The organism is uncultured Nocardioides sp. (genome assembly GCF_947489365.1).
Classification (GTDB): domain Bacteria; phylum Actinomycetota; class Actinomycetes; order Propionibacteriales; family Nocardioidaceae; genus Nocardioides.
Map to the genome: position 1 here is coordinate 50,889 of NZ_CANLDB010000009.1, position 18,784 is coordinate 69,672.

19 protein-coding genes are annotated in these 18,784 nt (G+C 74.4%); 18 read left to right on the forward strand and 1 reads right to left on the reverse strand.

Annotated elements, in window-relative coordinates:
- Positions 1-69: 69 nt before the first annotated feature.
- The 16 genes from Q0858_RS19740 (at position 70) to Q0858_RS19815 (ending at position 15,121) form a co-directional block, all read left to right on the forward strand.
- The gene (locus Q0858_RS19740) at positions 70-1,326 is read left to right on the forward strand and encodes a replication-associated recombination protein A (RefSeq protein WP_366916028.1); all 1,257 of its coding nucleotides are present in this window, start codon (positions 70-72) and stop codon (positions 1,324-1,326) included.
- A 709-nt stretch (positions 1,327-2,035) separates the two neighbouring features.
- Positions 2,036-2,503 (forward strand): hypothetical protein, encoded by a 468-nt coding sequence (locus Q0858_RS19745; RefSeq protein ID WP_299058071.1) that lies wholly within the window; start codon positions 2,036-2,038, stop codon positions 2,501-2,503.
- Positions 2,503-2,778 carry a DUF6167 family protein gene (locus Q0858_RS19750; RefSeq protein ID WP_299058072.1) on the forward strand — a complete coding sequence of 92 codons (276 nt, stop codon included), beginning with the start codon at positions 2,503-2,505 and terminating at the stop codon, positions 2,776-2,778. Before Q0858_RS19745 ends, Q0858_RS19750 begins: the two co-directional genes overlap by 1 nt.
- A complete protein-coding gene (gene alaS, locus Q0858_RS19755) occupies positions 2,778-5,492 on the forward strand; it encodes an alanine--tRNA ligase (RefSeq protein WP_299058073.1) in 2,715 nt (904 codons plus the stop codon). Before Q0858_RS19750 ends, alaS begins: the two co-directional genes overlap by 1 nt.
- 2 nt (positions 5,493-5,494) lie before the next feature.
- On the forward strand, positions 5,495-6,028 hold the full coding sequence (ruvX, locus tag Q0858_RS19760) for a Holliday junction resolvase RuvX (protein ID WP_299058074.1): 534 nt from the start codon (positions 5,495-5,497) through the stop codon (positions 6,026-6,028).
- The gene (gene mltG, locus Q0858_RS19765; protein ID WP_299058075.1) at positions 6,025-7,341 is read left to right on the forward strand and encodes an endolytic transglycosylase MltG; all 1,317 of its coding nucleotides are present in this window, start codon (positions 6,025-6,027) and stop codon (positions 7,339-7,341) included. Before ruvX ends, mltG begins: the two co-directional genes overlap by 4 nt.
- Before the next feature lie 10 nt (positions 7,342-7,351).
- Positions 7,352-8,188, forward strand: a complete 837-nt coding sequence (locus Q0858_RS19770) for a shikimate dehydrogenase (protein WP_299058076.1) — start codon at positions 7,352-7,354, stop codon at positions 8,186-8,188.
- Between the two features lies 1 nt (position 8,189).
- Complete coding sequence (locus Q0858_RS19775; protein ID WP_299058077.1) at positions 8,190-8,912, forward strand: A24 family peptidase; 723 nt, start codon at positions 8,190-8,192, stop codon at positions 8,910-8,912.
- 13 nt (positions 8,913-8,925) lie between these two features.
- On the forward strand, positions 8,926-10,113 hold the full coding sequence (aroC, locus tag Q0858_RS19780; RefSeq protein WP_299058078.1) for a chorismate synthase: 1,188 nt from the start codon (positions 8,926-8,928) through the stop codon (positions 10,111-10,113).
- Positions 10,110-10,625: a shikimate kinase gene (locus tag Q0858_RS19785; protein ID WP_366916029.1), complete on the forward strand. Its 516-nt coding sequence runs from the start codon at positions 10,110-10,112 to the stop codon at positions 10,623-10,625. The genes aroC and Q0858_RS19785 overlap by 4 nt, the downstream gene beginning before the upstream one ends.
- Positions 10,622-11,725 carry a 3-dehydroquinate synthase gene (gene aroB, locus Q0858_RS19790; protein WP_299058079.1) on the forward strand — a complete coding sequence of 368 codons (1,104 nt, stop codon included), beginning with the start codon at positions 10,622-10,624 and terminating at the stop codon, positions 11,723-11,725. The genes Q0858_RS19785 and aroB overlap by 4 nt, the downstream gene beginning before the upstream one ends.
- Complete coding sequence (locus Q0858_RS19795) at positions 11,722-12,147, forward strand: type II 3-dehydroquinate dehydratase (protein ID WP_299058080.1); 426 nt, start codon at positions 11,722-11,724, stop codon at positions 12,145-12,147. The genes aroB and Q0858_RS19795 overlap by 4 nt, the downstream gene beginning before the upstream one ends.
- Positions 12,148-12,223: 76 nt before the next feature.
- Positions 12,224-12,397, forward strand: coding sequence for a CsbD family protein (locus Q0858_RS19800; RefSeq protein ID WP_299058081.1), 174 nt, complete (start codon positions 12,224-12,226; stop codon positions 12,395-12,397).
- Positions 12,398-12,451: 54 nt separating this feature from the next.
- Positions 12,452-13,015: an elongation factor P gene (efp, locus tag Q0858_RS19805; RefSeq protein WP_240236690.1), complete on the forward strand. Its 564-nt coding sequence runs from the start codon at positions 12,452-12,454 to the stop codon at positions 13,013-13,015.
- A 3-nt stretch (positions 13,016-13,018) separates the two neighbouring features.
- Positions 13,019-13,543 (forward strand): transcription antitermination factor NusB, encoded by a 525-nt coding sequence (gene nusB, locus Q0858_RS19810; RefSeq protein WP_366916030.1) that lies wholly within the window; start codon positions 13,019-13,021, stop codon positions 13,541-13,543.
- A 30-nt stretch (positions 13,544-13,573) separates the two neighbouring features.
- Entirely contained in the window at positions 13,574-15,121 is a 1,548-nt protein-coding gene (locus tag Q0858_RS19815) for a hypothetical protein (RefSeq protein ID WP_299058082.1), read from the forward strand.
- Positions 15,122-15,682: 561 nt separating this feature from the next.
- Here the strand turns inward: Q0858_RS19815 and Q0858_RS19820 are convergent.
- Complete coding sequence (locus tag Q0858_RS19820) at positions 15,683-16,483, reverse strand: tryptophan 2,3-dioxygenase family protein (protein WP_299058083.1); 801 nt, start codon at positions 16,481-16,483, stop codon at positions 15,683-15,685.
- A 56-nt stretch (positions 16,484-16,539) separates the two neighbouring features.
- On the opposite strand from Q0858_RS19820, the gene Q0858_RS19825 reads away from it, so the two are divergent.
- Together Q0858_RS19825 and Q0858_RS19830 are read left to right on the forward strand one after the other, a co-directional pair.
- Positions 16,540-17,937: an NAD(P)/FAD-dependent oxidoreductase gene (locus Q0858_RS19825; protein WP_299058084.1), complete on the forward strand. Its 1,398-nt coding sequence runs from the start codon at positions 16,540-16,542 to the stop codon at positions 17,935-17,937.
- The gene (locus tag Q0858_RS19830; protein ID WP_299058085.1) at positions 17,934-18,755 is read left to right on the forward strand and encodes a DUF1206 domain-containing protein; all 822 of its coding nucleotides are present in this window, start codon (positions 17,934-17,936) and stop codon (positions 18,753-18,755) included. The genes Q0858_RS19825 and Q0858_RS19830 overlap by 4 nt, the downstream gene beginning before the upstream one ends.
- Positions 18,756-18,784: the final 29 nt, after the last annotated feature.

Below are 18,784 nucleotides of genomic sequence, written 5' to 3' on the forward strand. Positions count from 1 at the left end.
TCGGGGTCGTCCGGGACCGCCGGGTCCCTGGGGTCGAGCGACCACGCGGCGGCGCCGCTCGCCGTCCGGATGCGACCGCGGACGCTCGAGGAGCTCGCCGGGCAGCGCCAGCTCCGCGACGCGGGGTCACCGCTGCACCAGCTCGTCGAGGGCGACGCGTCGATGTCGCTGCTGCTGTGGGGCCCGCCCGGCACCGGCAAGACGACGATCGCCTCGATCCTGTCGCGCCAGACCGACCGCCGGTTCGTGGAGATCTCGGCGGTCGCCGCCGGCGTCAAGGAGGTCCGCGCCGCCATCGACCTGGCGCGCCGCGAGCTCGTCGCCAGCGGCAAGGAGACGGTGCTCTTCGTCGACGAGGTCCACCGCTTCAGCAAGGCCCAGCAGGACGCACTCCTGCCCGGGGTCGAGAACCGCTGGGTGACCCTGGTCGCCGCCACCACCGAGAACCCGTTCTTCTCCGTCATCTCGCCGCTGCTGTCGCGCAGCCTGCTGCTGCGCCTCGAGTCCCTGACGGACGCCGACGTGGCCGGCGTCCTCGCCTCGGCGCTGGTCGACGCGCGCGGGCTCGCCGGCGCGGTCACGCTGGCCGACGACGCCCGGGACCACCTGGTCCGCCTCGCCGGGGGCGACGCGCGGCGGGGCCTGACCTACCTCGAGGCCGCGGCCCGTACCGCGGCGACGCGGGGCCTGGACGAGATCGACCTGACCACTGCCGAGGCGGCCGTCGACGTCGCCGCCGTCCGCTACGACCGCCAGGGCGACCAGCACTACGACGTCACCAGCGCCTTCATCAAGTCGGTCCGCGGCTCCGACGTCGACGCGGCGCTGCACTACCTCGCCCGGATGATGGAGGCGGGGGAGGACCCCCGCTTCATCGCCCGGCGGTTGATCATCCTGGCCAGCGAGGACGTCGGCCTCGCGGACCCCACCGCGCTGCCCACCGCCGTGGCCGCGGCCCAGGCGGTCGCACTGATCGGGATGCCGGAGGGCCGGCTCACCCTCGCCCAGGCCACCATCGCCATCGCCGTGGCCCCGAAGTCGAACGCCGTCACCACCGCGATCGGCGCCGCCAGCGCCGACGTCCGGGCCGGCAAGGTCGGCCCCGTCCCCGCCCACCTCCGCGACGCCCACTACGGCGGCGCGAAGAAGCTCGGCCACGGCGCCTCGTACGTCTACAGCCACGACGCGCCGTACGGCATCGCCCAGCAGCAGTACGCCCCCGACGTGGTCGCCGACGCCATCTACTACCGCCCCACCTCCCTCGGCGCCGAGGCCGGCGTCAAGGAGCGCTGGCAGCGCGTGCGCCGGCTCATCCGGGGCTCCTAGGTCGAGTCGGCACGTCTGCGCAGGTGTGCGGCGTCGAGTCGGCACGTCTGCGCAGCTGTGGGACGTCGAGTCGGCACGTCTGCGCAGCTGTGGGACGTCGAGTCGGCACGTCTGCGCAGCTGTGGGACGTCGAGTCGGCACGTCTGCGCAGGTGTGCGGCGTCGAGTCGGCACGTCCGCGCAGGTGGACCGGGTACGTCGGCCGCTCGCGGTCTCCTGCGCTCATCGGCCCACCCGGGCTCCAGACCAACCCGCTCCGGCCGGTCGGCGCCTGACCCACCCGCCGTCCCTCCCGATCGCCGAGTCGGCAGAAGCCGCCCTCACTCGCCAGGGCTCGCTCGGTGCGTTTCAGCCGACTCGGCTCGGGTGCCACTCGATCCGGGCGGTCGTGTCGCCGGGTGCCACTCGATGTGGGTGGTCGTCGGCCCACTCGGGCTCCAGACCAACCCGCTCCGGCCGGTCGGCGCCTGCCCACCCGCCGTCCCTCCCGATCGCCGAGTCGGCAGAAGCCGCCCTCACTCGCCAGGGCTCGCTCGGTGCGTTTCAGCCGACTCGGCTCGGGTGCCACGCGATGCGGGCGCTGTTCTCGCCGGGTGCCACGCGATGTGGGCGCTGTTCTCGTCGGGTGCCAGGCGATGTGGGCGGTCGTGTCGCCGGGTGCCACCCGGGGCGACGGCGCGGGGCGTGGGGCGCGGGTAGGGTGACGCGTCATGGACGTCGCGCTGGTGGTGTGCGCCGGGATCGCCCTCGTGGCCGGTCTCGCGGCGCTGCTGCTCGCGGCGAGGACCCGCGCCGCGGGGCGCCGGGAGCTCGAGTCCGCCCGCGCCGAGGGCGCCGAGCTGCGTCGACGGGTCGACGAGCTCGAGCGGTCCCGCGCCGCCGCGAGGACCGAGCCCGTCGTCACCCCGAGCGTCCCGGTCCCACGCACCGGCGGGGAGCCGGTCGAGGTCGAGGCGCAGACGCTGCCCGCCCCGGTGTTCACCGACATGGTGGTGCGGGAGTCCGTCATCCGACTGGCCTCCCTCACCCACGGCGTACGACGCGCGCTGGGGGCCGAGACCCGCAACCGGGTCCGCTTCGAGATGCGCCGCGAGGTACGACGCTCCCGCAAGCAGCGCCGCAGCGACATGAAGGCCGCGCTGCGCCGGATGCAGGCCGAGGAGCGGGAGGCCGCCTGATGCCCAGGACCCTGTGGTTCGTCGCGGGGGCCGGTGCGGGGGTCTACGCGGTCGCCCGCGCCCGCCGCCTGGCGGAGTCGCTGACCGCCGACGGCCTGAGGGACCGCATCGGCGCCGTCGCGCTGGGCGCCCGCATCATGGCCGACGAGGTCCGTGCCGGCGCCGCCGAGCGCGAGGTCGAGCTGCGTGAGCGCTACGGGGTGGCCGAGCCCGGCCACCGGGCGCTGGAGTCGGGCCCCCGGACGGGCCCGACATCGAGAGAGGACCAGGACTGATGGACACCGCGGAGATCCGCCGCCGGTTCACCGCCCACTTCGAGCAGGACACGACGGTGGGCCCGCACACGGTCGTCCCGTCGGCGTCGCTGCTGGCCGACGACCCGACGCTGCTGTTCGTCAACGCCGGCATGGTGCCCTTCAAGCCCTACTTCCTGGGCCAGCAGACCCCGCCGTACGACCGGGCGACCACGGTGCAGAAGTGCATCCGCACCCCGGACATCGAGGAGGTCGGCAAGACCACCCGCCACGGCACGTTCTTCGAGATGTGCGGCAACTTCTCCTTCGGCGACTACTTCAAGTCCGGCGCCGCGCGCCTGGCCTGGGACCTGGCGACGAAGTCCGTCGCCGACGGCGGCTTCGGGTTCGACGAGGGCCGGCTCTACCCCTCCATCCTCGACGGCGACGAGGAGGCCCTCGCGGTCTGGCGCGACGAGGTCGGCGTGCCCGACAGCCGGATCGTGCGGCTGGGCAACAAGGAGAACTACTGGTCCATGGGCGTGCCCGGGCCCGGCGGCCCGTGCTCCGAGATCCTCTACGACCGCGGCCCCGCGTACGGCCCCGACGCGGACTGGGCCGCCATGGGCACGGAGATGGACCCCCGCCTCGAGGACCGCTACCTCGAGTTCTGGAACCTCGTCTTCATGCAGGACGAGCTGTCCGCCGTCCGCTCCAAGTCCGACTTCGACGTCGCCGGCTCGCTGCCGCAGCGCAACATCGACACCGGCATGGGCCTCGAGCGCGTCGCCTACCTGATGCAGGGCGTCGAGAACATGTACGAGATCGACGTCATGTTCCCGGTCATCGCCCGCGCCCAGGAGCTGACCGGACGCCGGTACGGCGCCGACCACGGCGACGACGTCCGCTTCCGGGTGGTCGCCGACCACGTCCGCTCCTCGATGATGCTCATCAACGACGGCGTCACCCCGGGCAACGAGGGCCGCGGCTACGTCTTGCGCCGCCTGCTGCGTCGCGCGGTGCGCTCCATGCGCCTGCTCGGGTACGGCGACCCCGCGCTGCCGGAGCTCATGCCGGTCAGCCGCGACAAGATGGGCGAGACCTACACCGACCTCGTCACCGGCTGGGACCGCATCGCCCGGGTCGCGTACGCCGAGGAGGAGGCGTTCCGCAGCACCCTGCGCTCCGGCACCCAGATCTTCGACCTCGCCGCCGGCGAGGTGTCCTCCCGCGGCGGGACCGTCCTGCCGGGCGACCGGGCGTTCGCGCTGCACGACACCTACGGCTTCCCGATCGACCTGACCCTCGAGATGGCCGCCGAGCAGGGCCTCGGCGTCGACGAGGACGGCTTCCGCCGCCTCATGTCCGAGCAGCGCGAGCGCGCCCGCGCCGACGCGCGCGCCAAGAAGGGCGGCCACGCCGACACCGGCGTCTACCGCACGGTCCTCGACGCCCACGGGCCGACCGAGTGGCTGGCGTACTCGACCCTCGAGACCGAGTCGAGGCCCGTCGCGCTGCTGCGTGAGGGCCGGCAGGTCGCCTCCCTCGCCGAGGGCGAGATCGGCGAGCTCGTGCTCGACCGGACCCCCTTCTACGCCGAGTCCGGGGGCCAGGTCGCCGACGCGGGCACCATCGTCAGCGGGGGCGCCCGCCTCGAGGTCGTCGACGTCCAGCGGCCCGTGCGCGGCCTGGTCGTGCACCAGGTGCGCGTGGTCGAGGGCGAGCTGGACCCGTCCGCGGGCGTGCTCGCGACCGTCGACCGCGAGTGGCGGACCGGCGCGCGCCAGGCGCACTCCGGCACCCACGTCGTCCACGCCGCGCTCCGGGAGGTGCTCGGCCCCACCGCGCTGCAGGCCGGCTCGTACAACCGGCCCGGCTACCTCCGTCTCGACTTCGGGTGGACCAGCGCACTGTCGCCCGAGCAGGTCCGCGACATCGAGACCGTCTCGCAGCAGGCGCTGCGCGCCGACCTCCCCGTCGGCTGGAGCTACATGACGCTGGCGCAGGCCCGCGACGAGGGGGCGCTCGCCCTGTTCGGCGAGACGTACGACGACCAGCAGGTCCGCGTCGTCGAGATCGGCGGCCCCTGGTCGCGCGAGCTGTGCGGCGGCACCCACGTCGACCACTCCTCCCAGATCGGCACCATCGTCGTCACCGGAGAGGCCTCCGTCGGCTCCGGCAACCGCCGCATCGAGGCCTTCACCGGCGTCGAGGGGTTCGCCTACCTCGCCCGCGAGCGCGACGTCGTCGGCGAGCTGACCACGATGCTGAAGGCGCGACCCGACGACCTCGTCGGCCGCGTCTCGGAGATGGTCGAGCGGCTCCGGGCCGCCGAGAAGGAGCTGGAGCGGGTCCGCGCCGCCCAGGTCCTGGCCGCGGCCGGCTCGCTCGCCGCGGGCGCCGAGCAGGTCGGGCGCGTCAAGGTCGTGGCCCACCGCGCCGACGGTCTCGGGGGCGGCGACGTGCGCCAGCTCGCCCTCGACGTCCGCGGCCGGCTGCCCGCCGACGAGCCCGGGGTGGTGGTCGTCCTCGGTGTCGACGGCGGCAAGGTCGCCTTCGTCGCCGCCACCAACGACGCGGCCCGCGCCCTCGGCGCGGACGCCGGGGCGCTCGTGCGGGCGGTCGGCGAAGTCGTCGGCGGCCGCGGCGGCGGCAAGCCGGACGTGGCCCAGGGCGGCGGCACCGACGTCTCCCGCGCCGACGACGCCGTGGGGGTCGTGGCCACCGAGGTGTCCCGGCAGGTCGGCGGGGCCTAGACGTGCGAGCGGGCACGCGCCTCGGCATCGACCCCGGCAAGGCCCGGATCGGTGTCGCGCGCAGCGACCCGTCGGGCATCCTCGCGACCCCGGTCGAGACGGTCCGCCGTGGCAAGGACGACATGGCACGCCTGGTCGCCCTCGTCGCCGAGACCGAGGCGGTGGAGGTCGTCGTCGGACTGCCACGGTCCCTGAACGGGGGCGAGGGCCCCGCCGCGGGGGAGTCCCGACGGTTCGCCCGACGCCTGGCGCGCCAGGTTGCCCCCGTCCCCGTCAGGCTGTGTGATGAACGCCTGACCACCGTGTCGGCAGAATCTATGCTGCGGGAGCAGGGACGGTACGGCCGCGACCGACGGGCCGTGGTCGACCAGGCCGCCGCGGTGCTGATCCTGCAGCACGCCCTGGACACCGAGCGCAGCACGGGGGCTGCGCCCGGAGAGGTCGTCAGGGCGGGCCGATCCACGACCCAGCCCGAGACACCGCCCGAGACACACCCCGCGACGGACCACCGTCCGTCCGCAGGAGGAGAGGCATGAGCGAACCGGGGAACCCCCGCCCCCACGGCGAGCCGTCGTACGACGACCAGTCGTCCGACCAGCACGCGTACGACGAGGTCCACGACCCTGCGTACGACGACGCGGCGTACGACGAGCACGCGTACGAGGAGCACCCGTACGAGGAGCACGCGTACGACGAGGTCCACGACGACCACGACTCCGACGTGCTCACCGCGGTCCGCCGCCCCGGCAGCCGGCGCGCCAAGCGCAAGCGGCCCCCCGGTGTCGGCTGCCTGGTCGCGGTGGTCGTGCTGGCGCTGGTGGTCGGTGGCCTCTACCTGGCCGTGTCCCGCGGGATCGGCGCCCTGGAGTCGCGGTTCGGCGACGGACCCGACGACTACCCCGGCCCGGGCTCGGGTCGCGTCGCCTTCGAGGTGCAGCAGGGCGACAGCGCCACCGACATCGCCGCCGGGCTGGTGGCCGAGGACGTCGTGGCCTCCGCCGAGGCGTTCACGAACGCCGCCGCCGCGGACGACCGGTCCACCGCCATCCAGGTCGGCATGTACGACCTGCGCCGCGAGATGAGCGCGCAGGACGCGCTCGAGGTCCTCGTCGACCCCGCCAACCTGGTCAGCGGTGGGGGGGTGACCGTGCCGGAGGGCCTGCGGGTCGAGGAGATCGTCGACGTCCTCAGCGAGGGCACCGGGGTCCCCGTGCGTCGCTTCGAGCAGGCGCTGGCGGACCCCGACGCACTCGGGCTGCCGTCGTACGCCGACGGCGACCCGGAGGGCTACCTCTTCCCGGCGACCTACGACTTCGGCAAGGGCGACTCGCCGCGCAGCATGCTGCGCGCGATGGTCGCCCGGTGGCAGCAGTCCGCGGACTCCGCGGACCTCGAGGGCCGTGCCGCCCAGCTCGGCTACACGCCGGGCGAGGTGATGACGGTGGCGAGCCTCGTCGAGGCCGAGGCCAGCCGACCCGAGGACCGGGCCCGCGTCGCGCGGGTCATCTACAACCGCCTCGAGGGCGACGAGACCGACGGGCTGCTGCAGCTCGACGCGACCGTCAACTACGCCTCCGGGGAGGACCTCGGTGCCCGCACGAGCTCCGAGGACCGCCAGATCCAGTCGCCTTACAACACCTACCTGGTGCCCGGCCTGCCGCCGACCCCGATCGAGGCCCCCGGCGACGCCGCCATCGAGGCGGCCGCGAACCCCTCGGACGGCGACTGGTTCTACTACGTGACGGTCGACCTGGCGACGGGGGAGACGAAGTTCGCCGAGACGTTCGCCGAGCACGAGCAGAACGTCGCGGAGCTGAACGAGTACTGCACCACCTCCGACGCGTGCTGAGCGACGTGCCGTGAGTCGCGAGCCGGTCCGCTGCGGGGTCGTCGGCGACCCCGTGGCGCACTCGCTGTCGCCGGTGCTGCACGCCGCGGCGTACGACGTCCTGGGCCTGGACGGCCGCTACACCGCCCACCGGGTCCCCGCGGGCGGGCTGGCGGACTTCGTGGCCGGCCTCGACGCCGGGTGGCGCGGCCTGTCCGTCACGATGCCGCTGAAGCGGGAGGCCCTCGCGCTGGCGGACGACGTGGACGACGCCGCCCGGCGCGCGGGCGGTGCGAACACGCTCGTCCTCGACACGGGTGGAGCGGTGCACGGCCACAACACCGACGTCCCCGGCGCCGTCGCGGCGCTCGCGGAGCGCGACGTGCTCCCCCGGGAGGTCACGGTGCTCGGGGGTGGCGCCACCGCTGCGTCGCTCGCCCTCGCCGCCGTGGACCGGGGGGCCACCTCGGTCCGGTTCTGCGTGCGCGACCCCGCCCGCGCGGAGGAGGCCGCGGCCGCCGTCCGTGCCCACCCCGCCGCGCCGCAGGTCGGGATCGACCTCCTCGAGCCCGCCACCGTGGCCGGCGACCTCGTCGTGTCGACCGTGCCGGCCGCCGCGCAGACCGAGGAGCTCGTCGCCGCCTGCGTCACCGCAGCCGGGCCCGACGGCGCGGTCTTCGAGGCCCTCTACGACCCCTGGCCGACCCCGCTGGCGCGCGCCGCCGAGGCCACCGGCACCCCCCTGGTGGGTGGCCTCGACCTGCTGGTGCACCAGGCGGCCCTGCAGCTCGCCCTGTTCACGGGCCACCCCGGCCCGCTGGCCGCGATGCGTGAGGCGGGGCGGGCAGCCCTGGCGGCACGGACCTGACGTGGACGCCGGCCTCGTCGTGCTCGTCGTCGGCTGTGCCGCGCTGTGCGGCCTCGCGACGCTGCCGGCGGCGTCCGTCGTCGCCCGCCTGCCCGAGCCCGCGGGGCCGCCCGCTCGGCGTGAGGACGAGGCTGCCAAGCCGACGTACGCCGAGATCGGCTCCGCCCGCGGCCTGAGGCTGGGCGCGGTGGTCGTGGCGGCGGCGCTCGGGGCGCTCTTCGCCGCCGTCGTCGGCGCGAGCTGGTCGCTGGTCCTGCTCCTGGTGCTCGTGCCGCCCGGCGTCGTCCTCGCGTACGTCGACCTGCGCACCCGGATGCTGCCCAACCGCCTCGTCTTCCCGGCGTACGCCGTCCTGGTGCCGCTCGCCCTGCTGTCCCGCCCGGTCACCGGGGACTGGGACGGCGTCGTCGGCGCGGCGCTGGGCTGGGGCGTCGGGGGCGGGTTCTTCCTGCTCGTCTGGCTGCTCTCCCCGGCCTCGATGGGGTACGGCGACGTGCGGCTCGCCGGCCTGATCGGCATCGTCCTGGGCCACCTGGGGTGGGCGAGCGCCCTGGTCGGGCTGTGGTCCGGCCTCGTCCTCGGGGGCGTCGGCGGCCTCCTGCTCCGGTCGCTCGACCGTCGGCGCAGCCGCGCCTACCCGCTGGGACCCTTCCTGCTGCTGGGCGTCGTCGTCGGCGTCCTGCTCGGCCCGGCAGCGGGGTCCTGGGCCCTGATGCGCCCGTGACAGACTCGCCCCCATGCTGCGCTGGCTCACCGCGGGGGAGTCCCACGGCCCGTCCCTGGTCGCGATCCTGGAGGGACTGCCCGCCGGCGTCCCCGTGACCACCGCCGACGTCGCGTCGGCGCTGGCCCGTCGCCGCCTCGGGTACGGCCGCGGTGCCCGGATGAAGTTCGAGGCCGACGAGGTCACCCTCGTGGGCGGCGTCCGCCACGGGCTGACCCAGGGCGGCCCCGTCGCGATCGGGGTCGGCAACACCGAGTGGCCCAAGTGGGAGCGGGTGATGTCGGCCGACCCGGTCGACGCCGACGAGCTCGCCGCCCTGGCCCGCAACGCCCCGCTGACCCGCCCCCGGCCCGGCCACGCCGACCTGGTGGGCATGCAGAAGTACGACTTCGACGAGGCCCGCCCCGTCCTCGAGCGCGCCTCGGCGCGGGAGACCGCGGCCCGCGTCGCGCTCGGCCAGGTGGCCGCCAGCTTCCTCGAGCACGCGCTCGGCGCCCACGTCCTCTCCCACGTCGTCGAGCTCGGCGGCGTCGGCGCCCCGGCGGGCGTCGTCCCGCAGCCCGGCGACGTCGAGCGCCTGGACGCCGACCCGGTGCGCTGCCTCGACCCCGAGGCCTCGGCCGCGATGGTCGCCCGCGTCGACGAGGCCCACAAGGACGGCGACACCCTCGGCGGTGTCGTCGAGGTCGTCGTCCACGGCCTCCCGCCGGGCCTCGGCTCCCACGTCCACTGGGACCGGCGCCTCGACTCCCGCCTCGCGGGCGCGCTCATGGGCATCCAGGCGATCAAGGGCGTCGAGGTCGGCGACGGCTTCGCGCTCGCCGCGACCCCCGGCTCGCTGGCCCACGACGAGATCGTCCACGCCGACGGCCCCGACGGACCCCTGGCCCGCGCCACCGGCCGCGCCGGCGGCACCGAGGGCGGCATGACCACCGGCGAGGTGCTGCGCGTCCGCGCCGCGATGAAGCCGATCGCCACCGTGCCCCGCGCCCTGCGCACCGTCGACGTCGCCACCGGCGAGGAGACCGTCGCCCACCACCAGCGCTCCGACGTCTGCGCGGTCCCGGCCGCCGGGATCGTCGCCGAGGCCATGGTCGCGCTCGTGGTCGCCGACGCGGCGCTGGAGAAGTTCGGCGGTGACTCCCTCGGCGAGACCCGCCGCAACGCCGAGTCCTACCTGGCCGCGCTGAGGTACCGGTGAGCCGCCCGCGCGTCGTCCTCGTCGGCCCGATGGGCGCCGGCAAGAGCACCGTCGGCCCCCTGCTCGCCGAGGGCTGGGGCGTCGGCTTCCGCGACACCGACGCCGACGTCGAGGCGACGGCCGGGACGACGGTCGCCGAGCTGTTCGTCGACTCCGGCGAGGCCCACTTCCGCGCGCTCGAGCAGGAGGCGGTCGCGACCGCCCTCGCCGAGCACGACGGCGTCCTCGCCCTCGGGGGCGGCGCGGTGATGGACCCGCTCACCCGGGAGCGGCTCGCCGGGCACACCGTGGTGTTCCTCCGGGTCGGGCTGTCGCAGGCGTCCTCACGCGTGGGCCTGAACTCGTCCCGGCCCCTGCTGCTCGGCAACGTGCGCAGCCGCCTCAAGACGATCCTCGACGAGCGCGCCACGGTGTACACCGAGGTCTCCTCCGTCGTCGTCGACACCGACGACCTCGAGCCCGCTGCCGTCGCCGAGGCGGTGCGCGCCGCCGTCGAGGACGTCCGCGCGTGAGCCCCGAGCGGGTCCGCGTCGCCACCGCCGCGCCGTACGACGTCCTGGTCGGCCGTGACCTGCTCGGCGACGTGCCGGCGCTGCTGGCCGACGTCGTGCCCGGCGTACGACGGGTGGCGCTGGTCCACCCCCAGCCGCTGGCCGCGCACGCCGAGCGCCTCGCCGCGTCGCTGACGGGCCCCGAGGTCCTGCTGCTGGCGATCCCGGACGGCGAGACCGCGAAGACCGTCGCCACCGCGGAATGGTGCTGGGAGCGGCTGGGAGCGGCCGGCTTCACCCGCAGCGACGCCGTCCTGACGCTCGGCGGGGGAGCCACCACCGACCTCGGCGGCTTCGTCGCCGCCTGCTGGTTGCGCGGGGTCGCCGTCGTCCACGTGCCGACCACGCTGCTCGGCATGGTCGACGCCGCCGTCGGCGGCAAGACCGGGGTGAACACCGGGGCCGGGAAGAACCTCGTCGGGGCCTTCCACGAGCCGGCCGCCGTGGTCTGCGACCTCGACCTGCTGACCACCCTGCCGCGCGCGGAGCTCGTCGCCGGGATGGCCGAGGTGCTCAAGTGCGGCTTCGTCGCCGACCCGGGCGTGCTCGACCTCGCCGAGGCCGACCCGGGTGCGGCGCTCGACCCCGCCGGCGACGTGATCGCCGAGCTCGTCCTGCGCGCCGTGCGGGTCAAGGCCCACGTCGTCGCCGGCGACCTCCGCGAGACCGGCGGAACCGGCGGACACCCCGGCCGGGAGGCCCTCAACTACGGCCACACCCTCGCCCACGCCGTCGAGCGCACCTCCGACTACGCGGTCCGCCACGGCGAGGCCGTCGCGCTCGGCTCGGTGTGGGTCGCGGAGGTCGCCCGGCGCTCCGGCGTGCTCGCCGACGACGTCGCCGACCGCCACGCCGCGGTGTTCTCGGCGCTCGGCCTGCCCACGACGTACGACGCCGCCGCGTTCGACGACCTGCTCGCCGTGATGCGCGTCGACAAGAAGGCCCGGGGCGCGAGCCTGCGGCTGGTGGTCCTCGACGCCCTCGGGTCGCCCCGGATCCTCACCGACCCCGACCCGGCCGTCATGGCCGACGCCTACGCCGCCCTGGGAGGCCCCCGATGAAGGTGCTCGTGCTGAACGGACCCAACCTCGGTCGCCTCGGTCGACGACAGCCGGAGATCTACGGCTCCACGACCCACGACGAGCTCGCCGCCCAGTGCGTCGCCTGGGGCCGCGAGCACGGCCAGGAGGTCGAGGTCCGGCAGACCAACCACGAGGGCCAGATGCTCGACTGGCTGAACGCCGCCGCGGACGAGGCGACCCCCGTCGTCCTCAACGCGGCTGCGTGGACGCACTACTCCTACGCGCTCTACGACGCGTGCGCCCAGCTCGAGGCGCCCCTCGTCGAGGTGCACATCTCGGAGCCCAAGGACCGTCCGGAGGAGTTCCGGCACACCTCGCTGGTGACGCCGTACGCCGCCACGGTCATCGCCGGCCGCGGCGTCGACGGCTACCGCGACGCCCTCGCCTTCCTCGCGGGCTGACGCACGCGCCGCGCGTCGCTAGGTTCGTCGCACCCGCGGGGCCCCGCGGGAGCGACCGAACCGCAGGGAGACGCACGTGGGTGACGAGCAGAAGGCCGAGAACACCAAGGACAAGCTGGCCGGCAAGGCCAAGGAGGCCGTGGGGAAGGTGACCGGTGACGAGTCGCTGGAGCGCCAGGGCAAGAACGACCAGTCGAAGGCCAACCTGAAGGACGCCGGCGAGAAGGTCAAGGACGCCTTCAAGCGCTGAGCCGGCCCAGGGCCGATTCCGTCGCCGTGCCCCGGCCTACCTAGACTCCGGGGCATGGCGACGACGAACGACCTCAAGAACGGCATGGTCCTGCGGCTCGACGGTCAGCTCTGGCAGGTCATGTGGTTCCAGCACCACAAGCCCGGCAAGGGCGGCGCCGTGGTGCGCTCGAAGATCCGCAACATCGAGTCCGGCAAGACGGTGGACCGCACCTTCAACGCCGACGTCAAGGTCGAGGTCGCGAACGTCGACAAGCGGACGATGCAGTACCTCTACAACGACGGCACGTCGTACGTCTTCATGGACACCGGCACCTACGAGCAGCTCGAGGTCTCGCCGGAGATCGTCGGCGACGCGAAGAACTTCCTGCTCGAGAACGGCGAGGCCATCGTCGCCACCAACGACGGACGCGTGCTCTACATCGAGCTGCCCGCCTCGGTCGAGCTCGAGATCACCTACACCGAGCCGGGCCTGCAGGGCGACCGCTCGACCGGCGGCACCAAGCCCGCGACGCTCGAGACCGGTCACTCCATCAACGTGCCGCTGTTCATCTCGGCCGGGGAGCGGGTCAAGGTCGACACCCGTGACTCCTCCTACCTCGGCCGCGTGAGCTCCTAGTCGATGGCGACCCGGACCACCGCGCGCTCCAAGGCGCGCAAGAGGGCGCTCGACGTCCTGTTCGCCGCGGAGCTGCGCAGCGAGACCCCGCTCGAGACCCTCGGTCACTTCGTCACCGACGGCAATGCGCCGACGAACCCCTACAGCGAGACCCTCGTCCGCGGCGTCGTGGAGATGCAGGCCCGCATCGACGAGCTCCTCACCCGGCACAGCCGCGGCTGGTCGCTCGCGCGGATGCCCGCGGTCGACCGCAACGTCCTGCGCCTCGCGGTCTACGAGCTGATCGCCGTGGACGACGTCCCCGACGCGGTCGCCCTCTCCGAGGCGGTCGCCCTGGTGCGCGACCTCTCCACCGACGAGTCGCCGCCGTTCGTGAACGGCGTGCTCGCGTCGGTCGCGGAGGAGCTGGCGGCCGTGGGCGGGACGTCGGCGGGGACGACCGACGACGAGCCCGGCGACGCTCCCGGTGACGCTCCCGGTGACACGGACTCGCCGGTTGTGCCCGAGGCCGGGGCGCCGAACGACTAGCGTGCACCCGGCGGACGAACGAGACGGTACGTGAGCACGAGGGGGACCCCGATGTCGCAGGACGAGCCCGGTGGGCCGACGGGTGCGCCGGCCCACGACCCGGCACACGAGCCCGACACCAGCGAGCGCCTCTACACGACCGGCGAGCTGGCCGAGTACGGCGCGCGCCTCGACAGCGCCGCCCCGGAGTCGGCCCGGCCGGTGACGGGCGACCCCCTGACCGACCCGATGGTCGGCGGCTCCCCGACGCCCGACCGCTCCGCGCCCGTCCCTGACCCCGCGGCGCCCGTGGTTCCCGCCGTCCCCCCGGTCGCCGACGACCACACCCGTCCCGCCGGCCGGCCGGTCCCCACCCAGGAGACCCAGCCGGCGCAGCGCGACCAGCCGTGGCCGTCGCAGCAGGCGCCGAGCCAGCCGCAGCAGGCCCCGCAGCAGCAGGCCCCGCAGCAGCAGGGCTCACAGCAGCAGCAGCAGGCCCAGCAGGACCGGCCGGCCTGGGGGCCGCCGCAGGGCCAGCGGCAGGCGCCGTACCAGCAGCAGCACCCCCAGCAGCAGCATCCGCAGCAGCAGGGGTGGGACCCGCGGCAGGGTCAGCAGCAGGGCCAGCCCGGTGAGCAGGGCGAGGAGGGGGAGCCGCGGCGGTTCATGACCGCCACCGACTTCCTCGACCGGCGGGCCGACGTCGTCGAGTACGGACCCGCGACCTGGGGCTGGCGCGGTCGTGTCGCCCGCTGGACCGGCGGCATGATCACGCCGCAGATGAGCGCGGCCGAGATGGTCCACGAGGACTACCGGCGCGTCATCCAGAAGGACTTCGACGGCCCGCGCACGATCGCGTTCCTCAACCCGAAGGGCGGCGCCGCGAAGACGACCGGCGTCCTCGCCGCCGGGTTCACGTTCGGCACCGTGCGCGGTGGCGCCGTGGTCGCCTGGGACAACAACGAGACCCGCGGCACCCTCGGCATCCGCGCGATGCGCAGCACGCACCGCAACACCACCCGCGAGCTGCTCGAGGACCTGGAGAAGTTCAGCGACGTCTACCAGTCCCGGATCGGCGACCTCGGCGCGTTCGTCCGCGCCCAGGGCGACGCGCACTTCGACGTCCTCGCCTCCGACGAGCGCCCGGACGTCACGGGCACCATCCGCGCGAAGGACTTCACCGCGGTCCACCAGCTGCTGGAGCGCTTCTACCGGATCATCCTGGTCGACACCGGCAACAACATGCGGGCCGAGAACTGGTTGGCGGCCGCCGAGGCCGCCGACCTGCTCGTGGTGACCAGCACGGTCCGCGAGGACACCGGCTACAGCGGCCTGTGGATGCTCGACGCCCTGCAGGACGCCGGCTACCAGGACCTGAAGCACCGCACGATCACGGTGCTCTCGGACCCGAGCCCCAACGTCGACACCACCCTCGCCCACGACCTGATGCAGGTCTACGAGCAGCGCACCCGCGAGGTCTTCCGCGTGCCGTACGACGCCTCGCTGGTGTCGGGCTCCGAGGTCCCCTACGCCCAGCTCTCCCGTGGCACCCGCGACTCCTGGCTCCGCGCCTGCGCCGGGATGGCCTCCGCCCTCTGAGGTCGGCCCGCCCGCCTCGAACGTGTGGTCTCCGACTCACCTCGTGAGTCGGAGACGACACGCTGCTGCTCGGAGCACCTCGACCTCCGGTGGGCCCGGAGATCGAGGTGCGAGTGTCGCGCAGCGCCCTTCGACAGGCTCAGGAACCGGCCACGAGACCCGGTGAGGCGCACGGGAGCGTCGGCCCCGGGTGGTCGGGCCCGCCGTGACTCTGCCTTGTGCCGTGGATCGGACCGTGATGGTGCGTGCGATCCGCGGCACAAGGCGACGCCCGGCCGGTGGGTCGGCTTGGTCTCGACGGCCGCTCCCTCGCCAGGGCTCGGTCGCTGCTCGACCTCCGGGTGGTGGCGGTCGCTCGTCGCCCGTCGGAGCCGGTGGGCCCGGAGATCGAGGTGCGAGCGTCGCGCAGCGACCGAGCCACGAGATCCGGTGGGACGTAGGCGGTCGGGTGGAGGGGTCTCGTGGCTCCTCGCCAGGGCTCGGAGCACCTCGACCTCCGGTGGCGGTCAAGGCTCGGAGCACCTCGACCTCCGGTGGTGGCGGTCGGGACCGCCGCGCGCCTCACAGGGTGCTGCGGACCTCCCAGAGGAGGGGGTAGTAGCGGAGGTCGAGGCGGCCGCGGAGGTACGCCGCGCCGCTGGAGCCGCCGGTGCCGGACTTGGCGCCGATCATCCGCTCGACCATGACGACGTGGCGGGCGCGCCAGCTGGCGGCGAGCTCGTCGTGCTGCAGCAGCGCCTCGGAGAGCGCCCAGGCGGCGGCGTACCGGCTGCGGTCGTGGGCCAGGGTGCGGATCGAGGCCAGGACGGACTCGTCGTCGTCCGCCGGCAGGTCGGCCGCGCGGAGGACGTCGAGGAACGCGTCCCACAGGGTGGGCTCCGTCAGGCGCCGCTCGAGGCGCGCCTCCTCCTCGGCGGTCAGGCCGCGGAACCGGCGGAGGTAGCCGGGGTCCTGGGCGCCGGAGAGGAACTCGAGCTCGCGGAACTGCACCGACTGGAAGCCGCTGGCCGGGGCCAGGCGCTGGCGGAACGTCGCGAAGTCCTGCGGGGTCATCGTCTCCAGGACGTCGACCTGCTGCACCAGCACCCGCTCGATGACGTGCGCCCGGCCCAGGAGGTGCTGGGCCCGCCAGAGCTCGCCCGACGTCATCGCGGTCCGCACGGCCTCCAGCTCGTGGAGCAGCTGCTGGAACCAGAGCTCGTAGACCTGGTGGATCGTGATGAACAGCAGCTCGTCGTGGGCCGGCGGGTCCGACTCGAGGTGCTGGGCGTCGAGGAGGTCGGTCAGGCGCAGGTAGCTGCCGTACGTCAGCTGCGCGCCCTGCTCGCCGAAGGAGACGAACGAATCGGTCACCGGGTCCACGGGCACCACCCAACCAGAGGGCGGCATGCTGAGCCCATGACGCAGGAGGAGACCCGATGACGCAGCAGGACCCGCAGGACGTGACCCAGGTGGACCTGGTGGTGCTCGGCGCCGGACCCGGCGGTGAGTCGCTCGCCTCCGGCGCCGCGGCGGCCGGTCTCGCGGTGGTCGTCGTCGACCGTCACCTCGTGGGTGGCGAGTGCCCGTACTACGGCTGCATCCCCTCCAAGATGATGATCCGCGCCGGCGACGCGCTGGCGGAGGCCGGGCGTGTGTCGCAGCTCGCGGGCGAGGTCTCGGTGAGCCCGTCCTGGGCGCCCGTGCACGCGCGGATCCGCGACGAGGCGACCACGAACTGGGACGACACCGTCGCCGTCGACCGCCTGAAGGACGCCGGCGTGACGGTGCACCACGGCATCGGCCGGCTCACCGGGACGGGCACCGTCTCGGTCGAGCTGCCCGACGGCTCCGCCGGCCCCGTGTACGACGCCCGCCGCGGCGTCGTCCTCAACGTCGGGACCCGTCCCGCAGCCCCACCCGTCGACGGCCTCGCGGACACGCCGTACTGGACCAACCGGGACGCCGTCCGCACCGACTCCGTGCCCGGCAGCCTCGTCGTCCTCGGCGGCGGCCCGATCGGCTGCGAGCTCGCGCAGACCTTCGCGCGCTTCGGCAGCCGCGTGACCGTCGTCCAGCACGGCGACCGGCTCCTCGGCGGCGACGAGCCGGAGGCCGGCGCGCTGCTGGAGGAGGTCTTCGTCGCCGAGGGCATCCGGGTGATGACCGGCGCCGAGCTGACCCGGGCGTCGTACGCCGACGGCACCTTCACCCTGACCCTGGACGACGGCGAGGAGCTGGTCGCCGACCAGCTGCTCGTGGCCGCCGGTCGCACCCCGAACCTCGACGACGTCGGCCTCGAGACCGTCGGGCTCGACCCGTCGGCCCGGACCGTCGAGACCGACCAGCGCCTGCGGGCCGGGGAGCGGCTCTGGGCGATCGGCGACATCACCGGCAGGGGCGCGTTCACGCACATGTCGATGTACCAGGCCGCCGTCGCCCTCGCGGACATCACGGGCACCGAGCACCACCCGGCCGAGTACCACGCCGTGCCGCACACGACCTTCACCGACCCGGAGGTCGGCGGGGTGGGCCTCACCGAGCAGGCCGCTCGCGACGCGGGGCTGTCCGTCCGCGTCGGCAGCACCCCGCTCGAGGCGTCGTCCCGCGGTTTCACGCACGGGCCGGGCGCGAAGGGCGTCATCAAGCTCGTCGAGGACGCCGACCGCGGCGTGCTCGTCGGCGCGACCGCCGCCGGCCCGGCCGGGGGCGAGATCCTCGGCCTGCTGGCCCTCGCGGTGCACGCCCAGGTGCCCACGGCGACGCTGCGCTCGATGATCTACGCCTACCCGACCTTCCACCGCGCCATCGAGACCGCCCTGTCCGAGCTCGCATGACCGACGCCGCCGAGACCGCGCGGGCGACGGCACGCCAGGCCCACGACAGCGCCTGGATGGACCGTGCCGCGCGACTCGGACTCGTCCTGTACGGCGTCGTCCACCTCGTCATCGCGACCCTCGCCGTCCAGCTCGCCCTGGGCGACCGGTCCGAGGCGCCCAGCGGGTCCGGCGCGATGGCGGCCGTCGCCGAGCAGCCCTTCGGCAAGGCGGCCCTGTGGTTCATCGCCTTCGGCATGCTGCTGCTGGTGGTGTGGGCCGCCGCCGACCTGGTCGCCGGCCACCGGGGTGAGGACGGCTTCGAGCTGGCCAAGCACCGACTCATCGACGTGGGCAAGGCGTCGGGGTGGGTCGTCCTCGGGATCGCGGCGGTCAGCAAGGCGACCGGGACCGCCGGCGGCGGGGGAGGCGAGGAGGCCCTGACAGCGCGCCTGATGAACCTCCCGGGCGGCCAGCTGCTCGTCGGCGTCGTGGCGCTCGTGATCCTCGCGGTGGGCGCGGTGCACATCCGCAAGGGCCTCAGCGGCAAGCACGCCGAGAAGCTGGCCACCGAGGGCCGCAGCGGCGAGGCCGGACGTGCCTACGTGCTGATCGGCAAGGTCGGCTACGTGGGCAAGGGCGTCGCCATCGTCCTCGTCGGCATCCTCTTCGCGATCGCGGCGGTCACCCACAAGTCGGGGTCCTCCGGGGGGCTCGACGACGGGTTGTCGTCGCTGCTGGACCTGCCGTTCGGGCCGTGGCTGCTGCTCGTCGTCGCCCTGGGCATCGGCTGCTTCGGGCTCTTCTGCTTCGCGCGGGCCCGTCACCTCACGCGATAGGGTCGCCGGGCACAGACGTCCTTTAAGTC